Below are 18,240 nucleotides of genomic sequence, written 5' to 3' on the forward strand. Positions count from 1 at the left end.
AATGTTGCTCAGGCCATGACGCTGTTCGCTCCCTCACCCCGTGGCCTATGAAACCGGACGGGAGAATTTTCCTGTGAGCGGTTTCTATCTCCGGTCGCGATCACGGCACGGTGCCGGTGTCCAGCTAGGATCCTTTCCCTCTGGACCATCGCGCAACAGGTCGAGATAGTCGCTCCACCACTGATGCATTGCGACCCGCTCGTCCCAATAGGCGCCGCGGTTGTAGGTGCCGCGCACTGCATCCTTGTCGGCGTGTGCCAGCGACCGCTCGATCGCGTCTGGGCTCCACTTCCCACTCTCATTGAGCAACGTGGAAGCGGTGGTTCGCAATCCATGCGCAGTCACTTCGCCGACCAAATAACCCATGCGGCGGAAGGCCTGATTGACCGTGTTCTCGCTGAGCGGTCGTCGTGATGTGTGAAATGCCGGAAGCATAAATCCGTCCGGACCCGTCAGCTCGTGCAGCTCAAGCAGATACGTCTTCACTTGCCGCGATAGCGGGATGGAATGCGGCCTCCGCATTTTCATTCTGGTGGCCGGGATCCGCCAGACGGAATTGTCGAAATCAATCTCGGGCCACAGCGCCTGTCGAATTTCGCCCGGGCGGGCCATGACGTGAGGGGATATCTGACAAGCAAGGCGAGTGATCCGATGGCCGGGATAGGCTTCGATCGCGCGTAACAATGCACCGAAGGCTGCGGGCTCGAGGATTGCCGCGTGGTGTGTAGTCTTGGGAGTGATCAACGCGCCCCGGAGCAGCGAGGTCGGGTCGCTTTCGGCTCGGCCGGTTGCCACACCATAACGAAACACACGGCCGGCAAACGACCTGCAGCGCCGTGCAGTCTCAAGTTTACCTTTCGCTTCGAGCCTCTTCAGCGCAGCGAGAACGTCAATCGGCTTGAGATCGGCGAGTGGTTGTCCGCAAAGTGGCCGTAGCTGCTCCAGCAGCCAATCAGCTTTGGAGGTCGTCGAAGCCGCACGCCCTTCCGCGATCATCTTCTCGATATATTCACGGGCCACATCGCCAAAGGTATTCGCAGCTTTATAGTGGGCCATGAGCTTCGCGCGCTTGCGTTCAGCGAGCGGATCGACACCGTCACGCAGCTTCTGCCGTGCCTCCTCCCGCTTCTGCCTCGCCTCCGCCAGCGTGACCTCCGGGTAGCGACCTAAGGCTAGGCGCTTGTCCTTGCCGAGGTAGGCATACTTGAAGCGCCATAGCTTGGAGCCGCTCGGATGCACCTCGATATAGAGGCCGCGCTCGTCAGCCTTCTTGTAGATGCGATCCCTCGGCTGAAGGGTACGAATTTCTAGATCTTTCAAAGCCATAACCCAAACTCCCGATTTGATCGGTTCTGTTCGGATGGCGCCCATTTTTCCGGTCGATATGGCCCACCGGGCCATCATTTTCCGGGGCCATTTTATGCCCCGACCGTGGCCCATATGGCCCTGGGATCGACTGAAACCTGCTCGGACATTTTCGCACAAAACCGAGCAAAAGTGGCAGATTTCTGCCGCTTTTGTCGATGTGCTGGGATGCCCTGAGACAGGGAAATGGTGCCCAGAAGAGGACTCGAACCTCCACGGCCTTGCGACCGCCAGCACCTGAAGCTGGTGCGTCTACCAATTCCGCCATCTGGGCACGGGGTAGGGGCGCGCCTCTAAGGGACGGTCGGGGGGCGTGTCAACCGCTTCTCGCAACTCATCTCCACAAGGTTGCCCTTTGCTGCGGCGCGCGGCATGGGGGGCGCATTGGAACAGACTTTTTCGAGGGCGTGATGAAGGACAGGCTGGTGACGTTGATCGGCGGCGGCGGCTTCGTCGGACGCTATGTCGCGCAGGCGCTGCTCAAGACGGGCGCGCGCGTCCGCATCGTCCAGCGCGACCCGCGCTCGGCCTGGTTCCTGAAGCCGCTCGGCGGGCTTGGCCAGACCCAGTTCGTCGCCGGCGATGTCCGCAAACCCGATTCGCTCGCCCGCGCGCTCGCCGGATCGGATGCCGTGGTGAACCTTGCCGGGGCGTTCGGGCGTGAAGCGGACGCGGTGAACGCGATCGGCGCGGAGAACGCGGCCAAGGCCGCGGCGGCTGCGGGCGCGACGGCGTTCGTCCAGATTTCCGCAATCGGTGCGGATGCCGAAGCGCAGTCGGATTATGGCCGCTCCAAGGGTGAGGGTGAGTCGCTGGTCCGCGCCGCCTTCCCTGCAGCAACGATCCTGCGCCCCTCCTTCATCTTCGGGCGCGAGGACAAGTTCGTGAATCGCTTCGCCGGACTGATCGCGCATGCGCCAGTCGTCCCGGTGCTGCGCGGCGCGATGCGCATGCAGCCAGTCTATGTCGCCGATGTCGCGGCTTCGGTGGTCAAGGCCGTTGCCGATCCGGCGGAGTTCGGCGGCAAGACGCTTGAGCTGGGCGGGCCCGAGGTGATCACCTTCACCCAGTTCCATCAGCGCCTTGCCGATGCGATCGGGCGCCATCCGCCGCTGATTGAACTGCCCGACTTCGCGGGCGCAGGGATCGCGACCCTGGGCTTCCTGCCCGGGATGCCGATCACCTGGGACCAGTGGCTGATGCTCCAGACCGATAATGTCGTGGCAGAGGACGGGCTGGCGCAGCTCGGCATCGCGCCGACGCTGCTCGGCGCGGTAGCGCCCGGCTGGCTGGTCCAGTTTCGGCGACACGGCCGCTTCGCCGGCGGGCATCAAACCGCCTGAACCCAGATTTTCCGGCACATTCAAGACCGGGTGACCCCCGGCAGGGGAGCCATCCGGCATGAGTGATACGCTGACCTATATCCTGCTCGGGATCATCGAGGGGCTAACCGAATTCCTGCCCGTCTCGTCGACCGGGCATCTGATCCTCGCGGGCGAACTGTTCGGGTTCAACGACAGTAGTTCGATCACCTTCAAGATCGCGATCCAGTTCGGCGCGATCCTGGCGGTGCTGGTCGCCTATTGGCGTACTTTCTGGGACCGCGGGACCGGTCTGTTGCGCGGCGAACCGCAATCGGTGGCGTTCGTGCGCAACATCCTGATCGGCTTCGCCCCCGCGCTGGCAATCGGCGTGGTCGCCTATGACGCGATTCGCGCGGCGATGCAGACCCCGGTAATCGTCGCGGTCGCGCTGATCGTCGGCGGCTTCCTGATCCTGCTGATCGAGCGAATGGTGAAGACCGCCCGCTACAACAGCGTCGAAGCGATTCCGACCGGCACCGCGGTGTCGATCGGGGTCGTCCAGTGCCTTGCGATGCTGCCCGGCATCAGCCGCTCGGGCGCGACGATCATGGGGTCGCTGCTGATGGGGGTCGAGCGCAAGACCGCCGCCGAGTTCAGCTTCTTTCTCGCGGTGCCGACGATGCTCGCGGCGACCACCTATTCGCTGTGGAAGGACCGCGCCCTGCTCAGCATCGACGATCTGAGCGCAATCGCAATCGGGTTCGGGGCGGCATTCGTCGTGGCGCTGCTGGTGGTGCGGGCCTTTGTGAAAATTGTCGGGCGCTACGGCTTCGCGCCCTTTGCCTGGTACCGAATCATCGTCGGAAGCGCAGCGTTGATCTGGCTGCTGGCCAGATAAGTCCGTAACGGCCATTATTGTTGAGAGCGTATCGCAACTAGAGGTGGAATCCTGATCGATTGTTGCTAAATAGGTCAGCATTACTTACTTAAATGCTGGTTTTCGCGTGACTCGCCTTTCGCGAGCTGTCACGGCGCGGGCATGGCAAACGAAGTCATGCTCAAATTCGTCGACCGTGCGCAGGCGTTTCCGCCGAAGCGTGAGGCCCAGCTGCGTGCGCAGGATTTCCGCGAGATCGCGGAGCGTTATGCTCCGCCGTCCGCAGAGGAACAGGCCGGGCGCTGCTCGCAATGCGGCGTGCCGTATTGCTCGGTTCACTGTCCGCTACACAATCACATCCCCGACTGGCTGCGCCTGACCGCCGAGGGGCGGCTGCGCGAAGCCTATGAGCTGTCCAACAGCACCTCGACCATGCCTGAGATCTGCGGCCGCATTTGTCCGCAGGACCGGTTGTGCGAGGGCAATTGCGTCATCGAATTCTCGCAGCACGGCTCGGTCACGATCGGGTCGGTCGAGAAGTTCATCACCGACACTGCGTGGGAAGAGGGCTGGGTCGAGCCGCTCGTCCCCGGTCCCGCGCGCGGGCAGTCGGTCGCCGTGATCGGCGCCGGCCCCGCAGGCCTCACCGCGGCGGAGTATCTGCGTAAGCTGGGCTATGACGTGCATGTCTATGACCGGCATGACCGGCCGGGCGGACTGCTGACCTATGGCATTCCCGGCTTCAAGCTGGAGAAGGAAGTCGTGATGCGTCGCACCGACCGGCTGGCGGAGGGCGGCATCGTCTTCCACCAGAGCTTCGAAGTCGGGCGCGATGCGACGCTCGAACAGTTGCGCACGAAGCACGACGCGGTGCTGATCGCGACGGGCGTGTACAAGGCGCGCGCGATCAAGGCGCCGGGCGTCGGCGCCGACGGCGTGGTCGAGGCGCTCGACTATCTGATCGCATCGAACCGCAAGAGCTTTGGCGACGCGGTCCCCGCATTCGACGACGGCAGCCTGAATGCGCAAGGCAAAGATGTCGTGGTGATCGGCGGCGGCGATACTGCGATGGACTGCGTCCGCACCGCGGTGCGGCAGGGTGCAGCGAGCGTGAAGTGCCTCTATCGCCGCGACCGCGCCAATATGCCCGGATCGCAGCGCGAGACCGCCAATGCCGAAGAGGAAGGCGTCGAGTTCGTCTGGCTCTCTGCCCCCGAAGCCTTCGAGGGCGGCGACACGGTGACCGCCGTCAAGGCCGTCGGCATGCGCCTCGGCGCGCCAGACGCCAGCGGCCGCCGTGCGCCCGAACCCGATCCCGGAGCGCAGTTCGACGTGCCCGCCGATCTCGTGATCAAGGCGCTCGGTTTCGATGCCGAAGACCTGCCCGTGCTGTTCGGGACGCCGGAACTGGGTGTTACGCGCTGGGGAACGGTCCGCACCGACGCGCGCACGATGATGTCGAACCTCGACGGCGTGTTCGCCGCGGGCGACATCGTCAAGGGCGCAAGCCTGGTGGTTCAGGCGATCCGCGACGGGCGCGATGTGAGCGAGCGGATGCACAACTGGCTGAAGAGTCAGAAGGCGAACCCCGCACAGGCACGGATGGAGGCAGCGGCGTGATCGGTATCGCGCTTGCGACATCGCTTGCGCTCGCCGCACCTGCCGTCGCGCAGCAATCCCCCGCCGTATCCACGGTTTCGCCCGCGGTTTCCGAACGCGCACTCAAGCTCGCCGAGATCCTCAACAGCGACGCCATCATCATCGGCAGTACAAGCGATGCCGAGGCACTCGACATGCTCCGGCAGCTCTGGGGCTCACGTGAGGAGCTGGTAGAGATGGAGAAGGCGACCCCGGGCATCACCCTGGCGTTCGCACGTGAGCTCCTGCCGATCGTCGATCGTTCGTCGCGCGAGCGGCTTCCGGAGCTGCACCGGCGCCAGGCCGCGCTCTATGGCTCTAATTTCACCGCGGCCGAGCTGGATACGCTGATCGCTTTCTACAGTTCACCGACGGGGACCAAGCTGATCGCGGCGATGCAGGCCGCGATCAAGCCCAAGGCGATCATCGCCGAGGCAAGCAAGTCCGAAGATTTCAAGTTCGGCGCGCAATCCGTGCTGACCGACATCCGCGCCACGGTACCGGACATTATGAAAACGATGGACGCGAGCGACAAGGCGGCGCTGGTCCAATTCGCGCAATCGGGTGTGGCGCCCAGGATGCGCGCGCTTAGCTCGAAGACTCAGCAGCTCGCGATCGACTGGATGAACGAGGAAACGCCCTGGGAAGGCGCAGAGATGGATAAGGCGATCGAGCGCGTGGTCGCCCGCTTCGCCAAGGGGAAGACGGAATGACGATCAGCACGCCCATGCCCAACGCAGCTCATATGGCCCTGGAGCGCGAACGCCTCGCCCGTGAAGGCATGTACCGCCCCGAGTTCGAAGGCGATGCCTGCGGCGTCGGCATGGTCGCGGCGATCGACGGCCAGCCTTCGCGCCGCGTGGTGCAGAGCGCGATCGACGCGCTGAAGGCAGTGTGGCACCGCGGCGCGGTTGATGCCGACGGCAAGACCGGCGACGGCGCGGGCATCCATGTCGATCTGCCACTGCGCTTCTTCGACGACGCGGTGCTGGCATCGGGCCACCGGGTGCTGCCCAACCGGCTCGCGGTCGGCATGATCTTCATGCCGCGCGTCGACCTCGGCGCGCAGGAAGCCTGCCGCACGATCGTCGAAAGCGTGATCATCGAAGCGGGCTACACCATCTATGGCTGGCGCCAGGTTCCGGTCGACGTCTCGGTCATCGGCCAGAAAGCGCAGGCAACCCGGCCCGAAATCGAGCAGATCATGATCGCCGGGCCGCTGCCCGACGCAGTGTCGCAGGAGGAATTCGAGAAGAACCTCTATCTCGTTCGCCGCCGGATCGAGAAGCGGATCATCGCGGCGCAGATCAGCGGTTTCTACATCTGTTCGCTGAGCTGTCGTTCGGTGATCTACAAGGGGCTGTTCCTCGCGGAATCGCTGAGCGAATTCTATCCCGACCTTAAGGACGAGCGTTTCGTCAGCCGCGTCGCGATCTTCCATCAGCGCTATTCGACCAACACCTTCCCGCAATGGTGGCTGGCACAGCCGTTCCGTTGCCTCGCGCACAATGGTGAGATCAACACGATCCGCGGCAACAAGAACTGGATGCTCAGCCACGAGATCAAGATGGCGAGCCTTGCCTTTGGCGAGCATTCGGAAGACATCAAGCCGGTGATCCCGGCGGGCGCATCCGACACTGCGGCGCTCGACGCGGTGTTCGAGGCAATCTGCCGCTCGGGCCGCGATGCGCCGACGGCCAAGCTGATGCTGGTGCCCGAAGCGATGGGGCCGGAGACGCCCGCCAATCATCTGGCGATGTACAAATATCTCGCCTCGGTGATGGAGCCGTGGGACGGCCCAGCCGCGCTTGCGATGACCGATGGTCGCTGGGCGGTCGCAGGCGTCGACCGCAACGCGCTGCGCCCGCTGCGCTATACCCGCACCTCCGACGGCTTGCTGGTGGTCGGATCCGAGACCGGCATGGTCCAGTTGCCTGAATCGACCATCGTCGCCAAGGGCCGGCTAGGACCGGGCGAGATGATCGCCGTCGATCTGGACGAAGGCCGCTTCTACCAAGACGATGAGGTCAAGGACCGGATCGCCGACGAGTATGACTATGCCGGGATGATCGGCGAGTTCGTGACGGTCGAGGATCTTCCGGTGGTGGACGAAGCCGAACCGCGCTTCGACCGCGCCGAACTGACGCGCCGTCAGGTCGCGGCCGGGCAGACACTTGAAGATATGGAGCTGATCCTCTCGCCGATGGTGACCGACGCCAAGGAAGCGGTCGGGTCGATGGGCGACGACACCCCGCTTGCCGTCATCAGCGACAAGCCGCGCCTGATCAGCCAGTTCTTCCGCCAGAACTTCTCGCAGGTCACCAACCCGCCGATCGACAGCCTGCGCGAACGGCATGTGATGTCGCTCAAGACGCGCTTCGGCAACCTCGCCAACATCCTCGATACCGGGGAAACCGCGAATAAGGTGCTGGTGCTCGAAAGCCCTGTGCTGACCAACGGTGACTGGGCACGTTTGAAGGGTCATTTCGGCGACCTCGCCGCCGAGATCGACTGCACCTTCCCCGCCGGCGGCGGCCCGGAGACGCTGCGCGCGGCGATCACCGATATCCGCTTCAAGGCGGAACAGGCAGTGCGCGCGGGCGCGACCGAGCTGTTCCTGACCGACGAGCATGTCGGACCCGAGCGTATCGCCATCGCGGGCGTACTCGCGGCTGCGGCGGTGCACACCCATCTCGTGCGCAAGGGGCTGCGCAGCTATGCCAGCGTCAACGTGCGCTCGGCCGAATGCCTCGACACGCATTATTACGCAGTGCTGATCGGTGTCGGTGCGACCACCGTGAACGCCTATCTCGCCGAGGCGTCGATCGCGGATCGTCACGCGCGCGGGCTGTTCGGCGACATGCCGTTCGAGCAGGCGCTCAGGAACCACCGCAAGGCGATCGACGAGGGTCTGCTCAAGATCATGTCGAAGATGGGGATCGCGGTGATTTCCTCATACCGCGGCGGCTATAATTTCGAAGCGGTCGGGCTCTCCCGTGCGCTGGTCAACGACTTCTTCCCCGGAATGCCCGCGAAGATCTCGGGCGAGGGCTATGCCTCGCTGCACCTCAACGCCAAGCTGCGCCACGACGCCGCCTTCGACACCGGCGTCGCGACGCTGCCGATCGGCGGCTTCTATCGCCAGCGCCATGGCGGCGAGACGCATGCCTATTCGGCGCAGCTGATGCACACGCTGCAGACCGCGGTCGCGACCGACAGCTATTCGACCTATCTGCAATTCTCCCGCGGGGTGCGCGACCTGCCGCCGGTTTACCTCCGCGACCTGCTTGAGTTCAATTTCCCCAACGAAGGCGTGGGCATCGACCAAGTCGAGGCGATCACCGAGATCCGCAAGCGTTTCGTGACCCCGGGCATGTCGCTCGGTGCTCTGAGCCCCGAGGCGCACGAGACGCTGGCGATCGCGATGAACCGGATCGGCGCCAAGGCGGTGTCGGGCGAGGGCGGCGAGGATTCGATCCGCTACAAGCCCTATGCCAATGGCGACAACGCCAACTCGACGATCAAGCAGATCGCGTCGGGCCGTTTCGGCGTCACCGCCGAATATCTCGGCGCGTGCGACGAGGTCGAGATCAAGGTCGCGCAGGGCGCCAAGCCCGGCGAGGGCGGCCAGCTGCCCGGCTTCAAGGTCACCGAGTTCATCGCCCGGCTGCGCCATGCGACGCCCGGCGTGACGCTGATCAGCCCGCCGCCGCACCATGACATCTACTCGATCGAGGATCTCGCGCAGCTCATCTACGATCTCAAGCAGATCAATCCGCGTGCACGGGTTTGCGTGAAGCTCGTGTCCTCGGCCGGCATCGGCACCGTTGCGGCGGGCGTCGCGAAGGCGCATGCAGACGTCATTCTCATCGCCGGCCATGTCGGTGGTACCGGCGCCTCACCGCAGACGTCGGTCAAATACGCCGGCACGCCATGGGAGATGGGCCTGAGCGAGGTCAACCAGACGCTCACGCTCAACGGGCTGCGCGGCCGCGTGAAGCTGCGTACTGATGGTGGTCTGAAGACTGGTCGCGACATCGTCATCGCCGCGATCCTCGGCGCCGAGGAATATGGCATCGGCACGCTCAGCCTCGTCGCGATGGGCTGCATCATGGTGCGCCAGTGCCATTCGAACACCTGCCCGGTCGGCATCTGCACCCAGGACGACCGCCTGCGCGCAAAATTCACCGGATCGCCGGAGAAGGTCATCAACCTGATGACCTTCATCGCCGAGGAAGTACGTGAGATACTCGCCCGGCTGGGGGTGAAGAGTCTCGACGAGGTGATCGGGCGGACCGAGCTGCTCCGTCAGGTCAGCCGCGGCGCCGAGCATCTCGACGACCTCGACCTGAACCCGATCCTCGCCAAGGTCGATGCCGAGGAAAGCGAGCGCCGCTTCAGCCTCGACACCTGGCGCAACGCGGTGCCCGACAGCCTCGACGCGCAGATCATCGCCGACGCAAAGGCGGTGTTCGAGCGCGGCGAGAAGATGCAACTCGCCTATAACGTCCGCAATACGCACCGCGCGGTGGGCACGCGGTTGTCGAGCGAGATCACGCGGATCTTCGGCATGTCAAAGCTCAATGACGGGCACGTTCAGGTCCGCCTGCGTGGATCGGCCGGCCAGTCGCTCGGCGCATTCCTGTGTAAGGGCGTGACACTCGAAGTGTTCGGCGATGCCAACGACTATGTCGGCAAGGGCCTGTCGGGCGGCACGATCGTGGTGCGCCCGCTGGTGAGCTCACCCTTGGCCAGCCAGAACAACACGATCATCGGCAACACTGTCCTCTATGGCGCGACCAGCGGCAAGCTGTTCGCCGCAGGCCAGGCCGGCGAGCGCTTCGCGGTCCGCAACTCGGGCGCTCAGGTCGTGGTCGAGGGCTGCGGCGCCAATGGCTGCGAGTATATGACCGGCGGCGTCGCGGTGGTGCTGGGCAGAACCGGCACCAATTTCGGCGCGGGCATGACCGGCGGCATGGCGTTCATCTATGACGAAGACGGCGTATTCGAGGCCAACGCCAACCCCGACAGCATCGTCTGGCAGCGCCTGTCGTCGATGCACTGGGAGGCGGTGCTCAAGAACCTTGTCACCGAGCATCGCGCGGCGACCGACAGTAGCTGGTCGAGCGGGCTGCTTGAGGATTGGGAGCGGGTGCGCGGCCACTTCTGGCAGGTAGTGCCGAAGGAAATGCTCGAGCGGCTGTCGTACCCGCTGGACGACAGCGTCGAGCTGGTCGCGGCGGAGTGAATTTTTGGCTGCGGCTGTCCTGGGGTGACGTCGCAGCCGCGCTCGCCATCCTTGCGATAATGGGGGCAATCGCCTGGTTCAGCTGGGTTGCCCTTCCCGACCCTGACCAGCCGGTCAACAGGGCCGAAGCGACGGTCGTTTCGATCCGATACGCGGTTCCGCAGAGTAATAGTGCAGGGCAAGCTTCGGTCCTGGTCGGGCTGCGACTGGATGACGGCACGCAGATCAGGGTCGGACGCAAAATGCGCTGTCTGCCCGCGGTCCAGCAAGGCGAGCGGGTCCGCGTGATCGGGTCAAAACGGCACGCCGGCGGCATGATCTGGAGCATCGTCGGGGAACCCTGCCCCGGCGACACCTATTGAGGCAAGCGCCAACGGCGTAGCCGTCCGGTCACAAGTGCGCGATAGCGGGCGGCATGCATTTCGACCTCATTCAGAGCATCAGCCTCGCCGGCTCTACCGGCACGCCTAACGACGACCGCTGTGGCGCCACGTCGCAGCGTGCGTGGATGATCGATGGCTCGACCGATCTTGGCCCGCCCGGCCTGATGGGCAGCCAGCCGGGGGCGGCGTGGCTGGCCGCGACCGTCTCACGCGCCTTTGCAGCCGCCGAACCCGGCACGCTCGGCGACACGCTCGACTATGTCTATGCGCAGGCCGCTGCCGCCTATGCCGCCGAGCGCGTTCGCGATCCCGTCAGCGCATGGGAACTGCCGAGCGCGGCGTTTCTCGCGATCGCGCTGACCGACGGCGCGCTCGATCTTGCGTGGCTTGCCGATTGTGTGTGCCTGACTCTACGCGGAGAGGTCATCACACGCCTCGGTCCCCAGCCGAGCGCCGATGAGACCGAACAGGCGCGGGTCCATGCGACGGGCCCTGAACGCCCTCTGGAGATGCTGCGTGCGGAGCGCATGCGGCCTGAGCGTCACATTCTGGGCGTCGACCCCGCGCACAGAGTCCATGTCGAGCATCTTCGGGTTCCGGTGGAGCCGGGCGACGAAGTCCTGCTGATGACCGACGGGATGGCCGCACTGGTCGACGACTATGGAATGGCGCTGGACTCCTTCATCGCCCTGTTACGCACCGAGGGCCTGCCCGCACTCGCTGCACGCCTCCGTGCGATCGAGACAGAGGACGGGACGCGTTCACGTTACCCGCGTTTCAAAGGCAGCGACGATGCCACCGCGCTGTGGCTGCGCGTCGCGGCCTGATCCGCGAAACCGGCGCTTGCCGCCGCCCGTATCCGCCGCCTAAAGCCTTAGGTCATGTGGCAGCTTTACCAATTCCCGCTTTGCCCCTTTTCGCGCAAAGTCCGACTCGTCCTTGGTGAGAAGGGCGTCGGCTATGAGCCGGTGCGCGAGTCGCCTTGGGCGCGGCGCGACGAGTTCCTCGACATGAACCCGGCCGGGCAAACCCCGGTGATGGCCGACGACCGCGGCGTGGTGCTGATCGACTCGGTCGCGATCTGCGAGTTTTTCGAGGAAACGGTGAGCAAGGCCGCTCTGCTCAATGGCACCGCGGCCGACCGCGCCGAGATCCGCCGCCTCGTTGCCTGGTTCGACGTCCAGTTCTTCCGCGACATCACCGGCCCGCTGCTGCACGAACGGATGCTCAAGCGCATCGTCCACCGCGCCACCCCGGATTCGACCGCGCTGCGCGAGGCGATGAAGGCAGCAGTCGCGCATCTCGACTATATCGACTTCCTGCTCGACCACCGTACCTGGCTGGGCGGCGCGACGATGAGCCTCGCCGACCTTGCCGCCGCGGCGCAGATCAGCGTCGCCGACTATTTGGGCGGGATCGACTGGAAGAGCCACGAACAGGCCAAACGCTGGTATATCGGCATGAAGAGCCGCCCGAGCTTCCGCCCGCTGCTTGCCGAGCGAATGGAGGGGATCAACCCGCCGCCCGAATATGAGAAGCTCGACCTTTAAGTTTGTTTCAGCACAGCTGAAACGTGACGGCGCCAGCCCGCGCCCCAGCGCTACGGAATCGAAAGCGCCTCGGGCTGCTGCGCCGGGAAACCGCGGATTGCAGCACTGGCGAGCTTGGGCGCGAGCGTCGCGGGCGCATCGGCTTGCGTTCCTTCGGCCTGAGCGGTGAGCGCTCGGCCGCGCCATACCGGCTGCATCCCCTCCCGCAGGACAAGCTCGACCTCCAATTCGGTAACGATCAACCCACGCAGTTGCTGTTTGTTCGAAGGCAAGGTGACGGCGATCGCGCCACCCCAATTGCCCACAGCGGCACCCGGCCCGGGCGCCTTCCCTTTGGAGGTCACCGCACCGCGCGTGGTCCGGGTCACCTTGACCCGAGCGATGTAGCGGCTGCGACTGGTCACGGGCAGCGCCATGAAACGTGCATCAGACAATGCCCGTTCGACGGCGTCGGCGAAGGTCTGCCGGGCCGAAGCCGGAATGGCCGGATCGGCAACAGGCTCAATCGCGACGGTTCCGGGCCGCAATACTTCGGGCTCGGCCTGCGCCGCCTGGGGCGCAGCGGCCAGCAATATTGACGCAATCATCGCACTGGCTGTCATCTACGCAACTCCGCTTTAACGGCTGCTCCCGCTGGCCGGTCCACTGACATAACGGACTCGGCCACGCCGGCCAGTAGATTGTAGCGCTTGACCCAGACAATTTACCTGACCAAAGTCAGATAAATGATCGCCAATCCCGTCAGCCGCTTCCGCCGCTTCGCCCGCGCCGTGACCCGCGAGGTCGGGGCGCTCGACACCTCATTCCTCGGCCGCGGCCGCCCGCTCGGGGCTGCGCGCGTGATCAATGCGATCGGTTCGGGGCGGTCGGACCTTGCCGAGCTGCGCGCCTATCTCGGCCTCGATTCCGGGTTGATGAGCCGGCTGCTGCGTAGCCTTGAGGAGGAAGGCCTGATCCGCACGACGCCGCATCCCGACGATGCCCGGCGCCGGATCGCTGCGCTGACCACGGCGGGCATGACCGAGTTCCGCGCTTATGAAGCGCTCTCGGATACGCAGGCGGCGTCATTCCTCGATCGCGCATCGAACCGCGACGCGTTGCTCGATGCGATGGACCTGATCGCCGCCGCGTTCGGCCGCGACGGCGTCGCCATCGAAGAAGTCGATCCCGCCAGCGACGCCGCACGCTACTGCCTCGGTCGCTATTACGCCGAGCTCGACGCCCGCTTTCCCGGCGGGTTCGAGGTTGCGCGATCCTGCGACCCCGATGCCGAGGCCATGATCCGTCCGCGCGGCGCTTTCCTGATCGCAATGTCGGACGGGCTGCCGGTGGGCTGCGTGGCGTTGAAGGGCGAAAGCGGCCGCACCGCCGAGATCAAGCGGCTATGGGTCGATCGCGGTGCGCGCGGGCTTGGGCTTGCCCGGCGGCTGATGGCGAGTGCGGAAGGTGCTGCCAGGGCGTTGGCGATCGATACGTTGCGGCTCGACACCAACAGCGCCCTGCCCGAAGCCGAACGCTTCTATCGTACCGCGGGCTGGACGCAGATCGGGCGGTACAACGACAACCCTTATGCGGAGGTCTTCTTCGAGAAATCCGTCGCGCCCGACGGCGTGCGTTAAAGACCTTCGTCGGGCGCCGGTTCGCGGCGGCGGCGGTCCCGCTCGGAAGGTGGCGGTTCGGTCTGCGGTTCGCCGGGCCGGGTCATCTCGAGGCTTCCGTCACGATTGACGCGAACGCCTACGGACTGACCGCCAAAACTGCCCTCGATCTCAATCGGTTCGTCGATGACGTTCTCGCCCTCGTCCACCAGCACGTCGGACAGATTCTCGACCACCGGTTCGGGCCTGGATTGCACCGCGACGCCCAGCGCCTGCGCCATGAAGTCGCGCCACACCCGTGCCGGCGCGCCGCCACCCGCAAGGCCGGGATTGGGTTTGTTGTCATCATTGCCCATCCACACCGCGGTGACGATGCCGTCGGCATAGCCGATGAACAGCGCGTCGCGATTGTCCTGGGTCGTGCCCGTCTTGCCAAAGGTCTCGACCGAGAGCGCCGCGCCGCGGCCCGTGCCTTCGCTCACGGACGCCGCGAGCAGCTCGCGCATTCCGGCCAGCTCACGCTTTCCGATGGGACGCTGCGAACCGGTCAGGCGATCGAGCCAGCCCGGCTCATCGGCATCCGACAGGCCGCGCGCACGCACCGGTGCCTCGCCATTGGCGATCGCGGCATAGGCGGCGGTCAGCTCGAGCAGCGAGACGGTCGACGTGCCGAGCGCGATCGAGGCTTCCTCCGCGATCGGGGTCGAGATACCGAGATCGCGTGCGGCACGGATTACCGCGGCCGGGCCGACATCCTTGGTGAGACGCGCCGCCGCGACATTGCTCGACCGCGCGAACGCCTGACGCAGCGTAATCTCGCCCCGGTAGCGGCCGTCGCTATTCTTCGGCTTCCACTCGCCGATCGTCACCGGCTCGTCGAGCACGGTTGAATCGGGGGTCATCCCGCTGCGCAATGCCGCGAGATAGACGAACAGCTTGAAGGTCGATCCCGGCTGGCGCCGTGCCTGCGTCGCGCGGTTGAAGGGAGATTCGCCGTAATTCTTGCCGCCGACCATCGCAATCACACGGCCATCAGGACGCATCGCGACGATAGCGATCTGCGACTGACGCAGGCCTGCATTGCGCACCGCGCGCTCGGCAGCGCGCTGCATCCGCGTTTCGAGCGTGGTCGTCACCTCACGCACCGCGCCGAGCTCGCCCGCCTGATCGCGCGCTTCGGGCAACACCCAGTCGGTGAAATAGGTACCGCTCGGCAGCGCTTTGCTGCGTGCGAGGCGCAGGCGAGTCGGGCCGACCGCACGCGCCTCCGCCTCGCTCAGAAAGCCGGCGTCAACCATCGTGCCGACCACGACCGCCTGTCGTTCCTGCGCGCCCTTGAGATTATTCGACGGCGCGAGCCGCGACGGCGCCTTGACGAGGCCGGCGAGCATCGCCGCCTGCCCCGTGGTCAATTCGGTCGCCGGACGGCTGAAATAGTGCCGCGCCGCCGCATCGAGACCGTATTGGTTATCGCCGAAATAGACGTTGGAGAGATAGCGTGAGAGGATCTCGTCCTTGGTCAGCCAGGCCTCGAGCCAGAAGGCGATCAGCACCTCCTGAAACTTGCGGCCGAAGGTACGCTTCGAGCTCAGGAACGCGTTCTTGGCGAGCTGCTGGGTGATCGTGCTGCCGCCCTGCGAGCTCTTGCTGGTGAAGACGTTGTTGACGAAGGCGCGCGTGATGCCGCGCGGATCGATGCCCCAATGGCTGCGGAAACGCCGATCCTCGACCGCAATAAAGGCATCGACGACATGCGCCGGAAGCTTCGTCGCATCGACCGGCTTGCCGACCTCGGCGCCGGTGCGGGCGATCGGGGTCCCCTCTGCGGAAAGCAGCGTGATCGACGGCGGCACCGGCGGCTCGAGCGATTTGGAGAGCGGGGCGGTGAAGATCAGCCAGCCGATTGTGATCGTGAAGAGCACGATGAAGCCAGCAAGGCCGCGCATCGTCCAGCGCCACCACGGCCGCTTGCGGAGCGGAAGCCGCGGACCGGACGGCGGAACGTCTCCGCCGTTCAGGCCACCAAAGGGATCGGAGGGCGGAACCGCAGGCGCGCGGGGATCCGCAACCTCGGGATAAAGTGTGTCGTAGCGCATGGAACCGGACACTGTTTTACCCCGCCATGACAGCGCGTACAAGCACCCGCCGCCCGACACCGGGCAAGGCGGCGGGTGCCCGCATCACTTGGCAGCCGGCGCGGTGGCCGCGACCTTGGGTGCAGCTTCCGCCAGCCCCGGCACATAGGCCGCGCCTTCAAGCACCTGAAGGCTTGATCCGGCGAAGTCGCCGCCGATCGGCTGAGTCCGCCCGCCCAGGCACTTGGCCAAAAAGCCCTCGGCGACACCAAAGAAGCTCACACGGTTCTCCGGCCGCACAAAGCCATGCCCCTCATCGGGATAGTTGATGTAAGTGACCGGCAGACCCTTGGCCTTCATCGCCGCGACGATCTGGTCGCTCTCCGCCTTCACCACGCGCGGGTCGTTGCCGCCCTGCCCGATCAGCAGCGGACGCTTGATCGCATCGACCCGGCTGATCGGCGACTGCGCCATCATCCGCTTGAGATCATCAGGCTTCGAGGGATCGCCGATATGCTTGTAGAACGTCCCCTCGAGCATCGGGCGCCAATAGGCCGGGAAGCTTTCCATCAGCGTCTTCAGGTTCGACGGACCGACGATATCGATCCCGCAGGCAAAGGTATCCGGCGTGAAGGTGAGGCCGACCAGCGTCGCATAGCCGCCATAGGAGCCGCCGAAGATCGCGACCTTGTCCCGGGTCGTTACGCCGCCCTTCACGGCCCAGTCGACCGCATCGAGCAGGTCCTGGTGCATCTTGCCCGACCATTCGCCGATCGCGGCGTTGATGAAGCCCTTTCCGAAGCCGGTCGAGCCGCGATAATTGACCGACAGCACGGCATATCCGCGATTAGCGAGCCACTGATGGCCGCTATTATAGCCATAGACGTCGCGCGCCCACGGCCCGCCATGAACGTTGAGCACCAGCGGAACGGGCTTGTCGGGCCTGCCGTCGCCGTTGGCGTCAGCCCCGGCGGGCAGCGTCAAATAGCTCACCAGCGTCTTGCCATCGCCGGTCGGGATCTCGACCGGCGACATCGGCCGGAGCTTGTATGCGGCAAGATCGGGCCGCGTTTCGTAAAGTTTGGTGAGCGTCTTCGCCTTGCGGTCGAAAACATAGGCCGTCGCCGGAGCCTCAGCCGCGCTCGCCGCGACGATCAGCTTCGATCCGTCGTCGGTCGACGAGGTGATCGCGATCTCACCCGGCAGCTTCGATTTCAGAAAGGCGAAATCGGCCTTCGCCGCGGCGTTGAGCGGGGTCCATTCGTTCCTGAGATAGTTCACCGAATAGGCGATTGGCTCATAGGTTTCGGGATCGGTGAGCAGCCCGGCTACATCGGCCTTGTCGCTCGCCGCAATCACCTCGGTCTTGAGGCTGGCGACGTCCATCCTGACCAGAGCCGCCTTGTCGCGGCCGCGGCTGTCGGCCCAGTAAAGGGTCGTTCCGTCCTTGTTGAAGCCGACCGGATTGGTGGTGAAGAAATCCTCATTCGCGACCGAGAAGGCTTCGGCCCATTTACCGTCGGCGCCGAGCCGGAAATATTTGCTGCCACCGCCCGGCACCTGCTGAAAGGCGAAGCGGGGCTTCAACTGATTGTCGATGACGAACCCGCCATAGCCCGGATTCTCCATCACCAGCTTGCTGGCGCCGGTCTTGTAGTCGACCTCATAGAGATCGAAGAATTGCGGATTGCGGTCGTTGAGGCCGATCAGCACGACATCGGGACGCAACTTGCTGACCCCCTGAATATCCGCACGGACCTTATCCCCCGCCTTCGTCAGCGCAATATCCCTGAGCGTCGCGATCGCGACCGAATGGACCCGGAAATTCTCGTTCCCGCCGCTATCCTGCAGATAGATGATATGCGCACCGTCGGGCGCCCAGAAATAGCTCTGCAGGCCGCGCTTGCTTTCCTTTGTCACCGCCCTGGCGGCACCCGGATTGGCGATCGGCGCGACCCACACATTCATCACCCCGCCGACCGGCGCGAGCCAGCTGACGTGCTTGCCGTCAGGACTGATCTGCCCGCCCGAACGGCTCGCGTTACCGAAGATCTTGTTGCGCGGAATCAGCGTATCCGCGCCCGCTTGCGGCGGCGTTGCGACGGCGGCGCCCGCGCTCATGAGCATGGCGCCCGACAACAGGGCAATGGCGAGTCGTTTCATCGATGGGTCCCTCCGTTGATCTGACCAGACTACCCCCGC

The 18,240-nt window shown here is 65.1% G+C and carries 13 protein-coding genes and 1 tRNA gene; 9 read left to right on the forward strand and 5 right to left on the reverse strand.

Annotated features, from left to right (window positions below):
- Nucleotides 1–84: 84 nt before the first annotated feature.
- Both AC07NK_RS00370 and AC07NK_RS00375 read right to left on the reverse strand, forming a co-directional pair.
- Nucleotides 85–1,326: a tyrosine-type recombinase/integrase gene (locus tag AC07NK_RS00370; RefSeq protein WP_495168589.1), complete on the reverse strand. Its 1,242-nt coding sequence runs from the start codon at nt 1,324–1,326 to the stop codon at nt 85–87.
- A 226-nt stretch (nt 1,327–1,552) separates the two neighbouring features.
- Nucleotides 1,553–1,639: transfer RNA gene (locus AC07NK_RS00375), tRNA-Leu, on the reverse strand.
- A 136-nt stretch (nt 1,640–1,775) separates the two neighbouring features.
- Between AC07NK_RS00375 and AC07NK_RS00380 the strand changes: the two genes are divergently transcribed.
- From AC07NK_RS00380 to AC07NK_RS00415, 8 genes are all read left to right on the forward strand, one after another.
- On the forward strand, nt 1,776–2,708 hold the full coding sequence (locus tag AC07NK_RS00380; protein ID WP_495168590.1) for a complex I NDUFA9 subunit family protein: 933 nt from the start codon (nt 1,776–1,778) through the stop codon (nt 2,706–2,708).
- 58 nt (nt 2,709–2,766) lie between these two features.
- Complete coding sequence (locus AC07NK_RS00385) at nt 2,767–3,567, forward strand: undecaprenyl-diphosphate phosphatase (protein WP_495168591.1); 801 nt, start codon at nt 2,767–2,769, stop codon at nt 3,565–3,567.
- A gap of 141 nt (nt 3,568–3,708) precedes the next feature.
- A complete protein-coding gene (locus AC07NK_RS00390; protein WP_495168592.1) occupies nt 3,709–5,166 on the forward strand; it encodes an NAD(P)-dependent oxidoreductase in 1,458 nt (485 codons plus the stop codon).
- The gene (locus AC07NK_RS00395; protein WP_495168593.1) at nt 5,163–5,897 is read left to right on the forward strand and encodes a DUF2059 domain-containing protein; all 735 of its coding nucleotides are present in this window, start codon (nt 5,163–5,165) and stop codon (nt 5,895–5,897) included. The genes AC07NK_RS00390 and AC07NK_RS00395 overlap by 4 nt, the downstream gene beginning before the upstream one ends.
- On the forward strand, nt 5,894–10,432 hold the full coding sequence (gene gltB / locus AC07NK_RS00400; RefSeq protein WP_495168594.1) for a glutamate synthase large subunit: 4,539 nt from the start codon (nt 5,894–5,896) through the stop codon (nt 10,430–10,432). Before AC07NK_RS00395 ends, gltB begins: the two co-directional genes overlap by 4 nt.
- A gap of 59 nt (nt 10,433–10,491) precedes the next feature.
- Nucleotides 10,492–10,794: a hypothetical protein gene (locus tag AC07NK_RS00405; protein ID WP_495168595.1), complete on the forward strand. Its 303-nt coding sequence runs from the start codon at nt 10,492–10,494 to the stop codon at nt 10,792–10,794.
- Between the two features lie 53 nt (nt 10,795–10,847).
- Nucleotides 10,848–11,642: a protein phosphatase 2C domain-containing protein gene (locus tag AC07NK_RS00410; protein WP_495168596.1), complete on the forward strand. Its 795-nt coding sequence runs from the start codon at nt 10,848–10,850 to the stop codon at nt 11,640–11,642.
- A gap of 54 nt (nt 11,643–11,696) precedes the next feature.
- Nucleotides 11,697–12,365 carry a glutathione S-transferase family protein gene (locus AC07NK_RS00415; protein WP_495168597.1) on the forward strand — a complete coding sequence of 223 codons (669 nt, stop codon included), beginning with the start codon at nt 11,697–11,699 and terminating at the stop codon, nt 12,363–12,365.
- A gap of 50 nt (nt 12,366–12,415) precedes the next feature.
- Here AC07NK_RS00415 and AC07NK_RS00420 read toward each other — a convergent pair whose 3' ends face one another.
- Complete coding sequence (locus AC07NK_RS00420) at nt 12,416–12,967, reverse strand: DUF4136 domain-containing protein (RefSeq protein ID WP_495168598.1); 552 nt, start codon at nt 12,965–12,967, stop codon at nt 12,416–12,418.
- Nucleotides 12,968–13,090: 123 nt separating this feature from the next.
- Here AC07NK_RS00420 and AC07NK_RS00425 point away from each other — a divergent pair, with 123 nt between their 5' ends.
- A complete protein-coding gene (locus tag AC07NK_RS00425; RefSeq protein WP_495168599.1) occupies nt 13,091–13,984 on the forward strand; it encodes a bifunctional helix-turn-helix transcriptional regulator/GNAT family N-acetyltransferase in 894 nt (297 codons plus the stop codon).
- Here AC07NK_RS00425 and AC07NK_RS00430 read toward each other — a convergent pair.
- Nucleotides 13,981–16,059: a transglycosylase domain-containing protein gene (locus AC07NK_RS00430; RefSeq protein ID WP_495169609.1), complete on the reverse strand. Its 2,079-nt coding sequence runs from the start codon at nt 16,057–16,059 to the stop codon at nt 13,981–13,983. The genes AC07NK_RS00425 and AC07NK_RS00430 overlap by 4 nt on opposite strands.
- Before the next feature lie 84 nt (nt 16,060–16,143).
- Nucleotides 16,144–18,201 (reverse strand): S9 family peptidase, encoded by a 2,058-nt coding sequence (locus AC07NK_RS00435; RefSeq protein WP_495168600.1) that lies wholly within the window; start codon nt 18,199–18,201, stop codon nt 16,144–16,146.
- Nucleotides 18,202–18,240: the final 39 nt, after the last annotated feature.

The organism is Sphingomonas sp. GW821-FHT09B04 (genome assembly GCF_059418285.1).

Coding starts and splice junctions, on each gene's coding strand:
- AC07NK_RS00370 (WP_495168589.1), bottom strand. CDS start 1,326: ATGGCTTTGAAAGATCTAGAAATTCGTACCCTTCAGCCGAGGGATCGC.
- AC07NK_RS00405 (WP_495168595.1), top strand. CDS start 10,492: ATGGGGGCAATCGCCTGGTTCAGCTGGGTTGCCCTTCCCGACCCTGAC.
- AC07NK_RS00425 (WP_495168599.1), top strand. CDS start 13,091: ATGATCGCCAATCCCGTCAGCCGCTTCCGCCGCTTCGCCCGCGCCGTG.
- AC07NK_RS00420 (WP_495168598.1), bottom strand. CDS start 12,967: ATGACAGCCAGTGCGATGATTGCGTCAATATTGCTGGCCGCTGCGCCC.
- AC07NK_RS00390 (WP_495168592.1), top strand. CDS start 3,709: ATGGCAAACGAAGTCATGCTCAAATTCGTCGACCGTGCGCAGGCGTTT.
- AC07NK_RS00415 (WP_495168597.1), top strand. CDS start 11,697: ATGTGGCAGCTTTACCAATTCCCGCTTTGCCCCTTTTCGCGCAAAGTC.
- AC07NK_RS00380 (WP_495168590.1), top strand. CDS start 1,776: ATGAAGGACAGGCTGGTGACGTTGATCGGCGGCGGCGGCTTCGTCGGA.
- AC07NK_RS00430 (WP_495169609.1), bottom strand. CDS start 16,059: ATGCGCTACGACACACTTTATCCCGAGGTTGCGGATCCCCGCGCGCCT.
- AC07NK_RS00435 (WP_495168600.1), bottom strand. CDS start 18,201: ATGAAACGACTCGCCATTGCCCTGTTGTCGGGCGCCATGCTCATGAGC.
- AC07NK_RS00385 (WP_495168591.1), top strand. CDS start 2,767: ATGAGTGATACGCTGACCTATATCCTGCTCGGGATCATCGAGGGGCTA.
- gltB (WP_495168594.1), top strand. CDS start 5,894: ATGACGATCAGCACGCCCATGCCCAACGCAGCTCATATGGCCCTGGAG.
- AC07NK_RS00410 (WP_495168596.1), top strand. CDS start 10,848: ATGCATTTCGACCTCATTCAGAGCATCAGCCTCGCCGGCTCTACCGGC.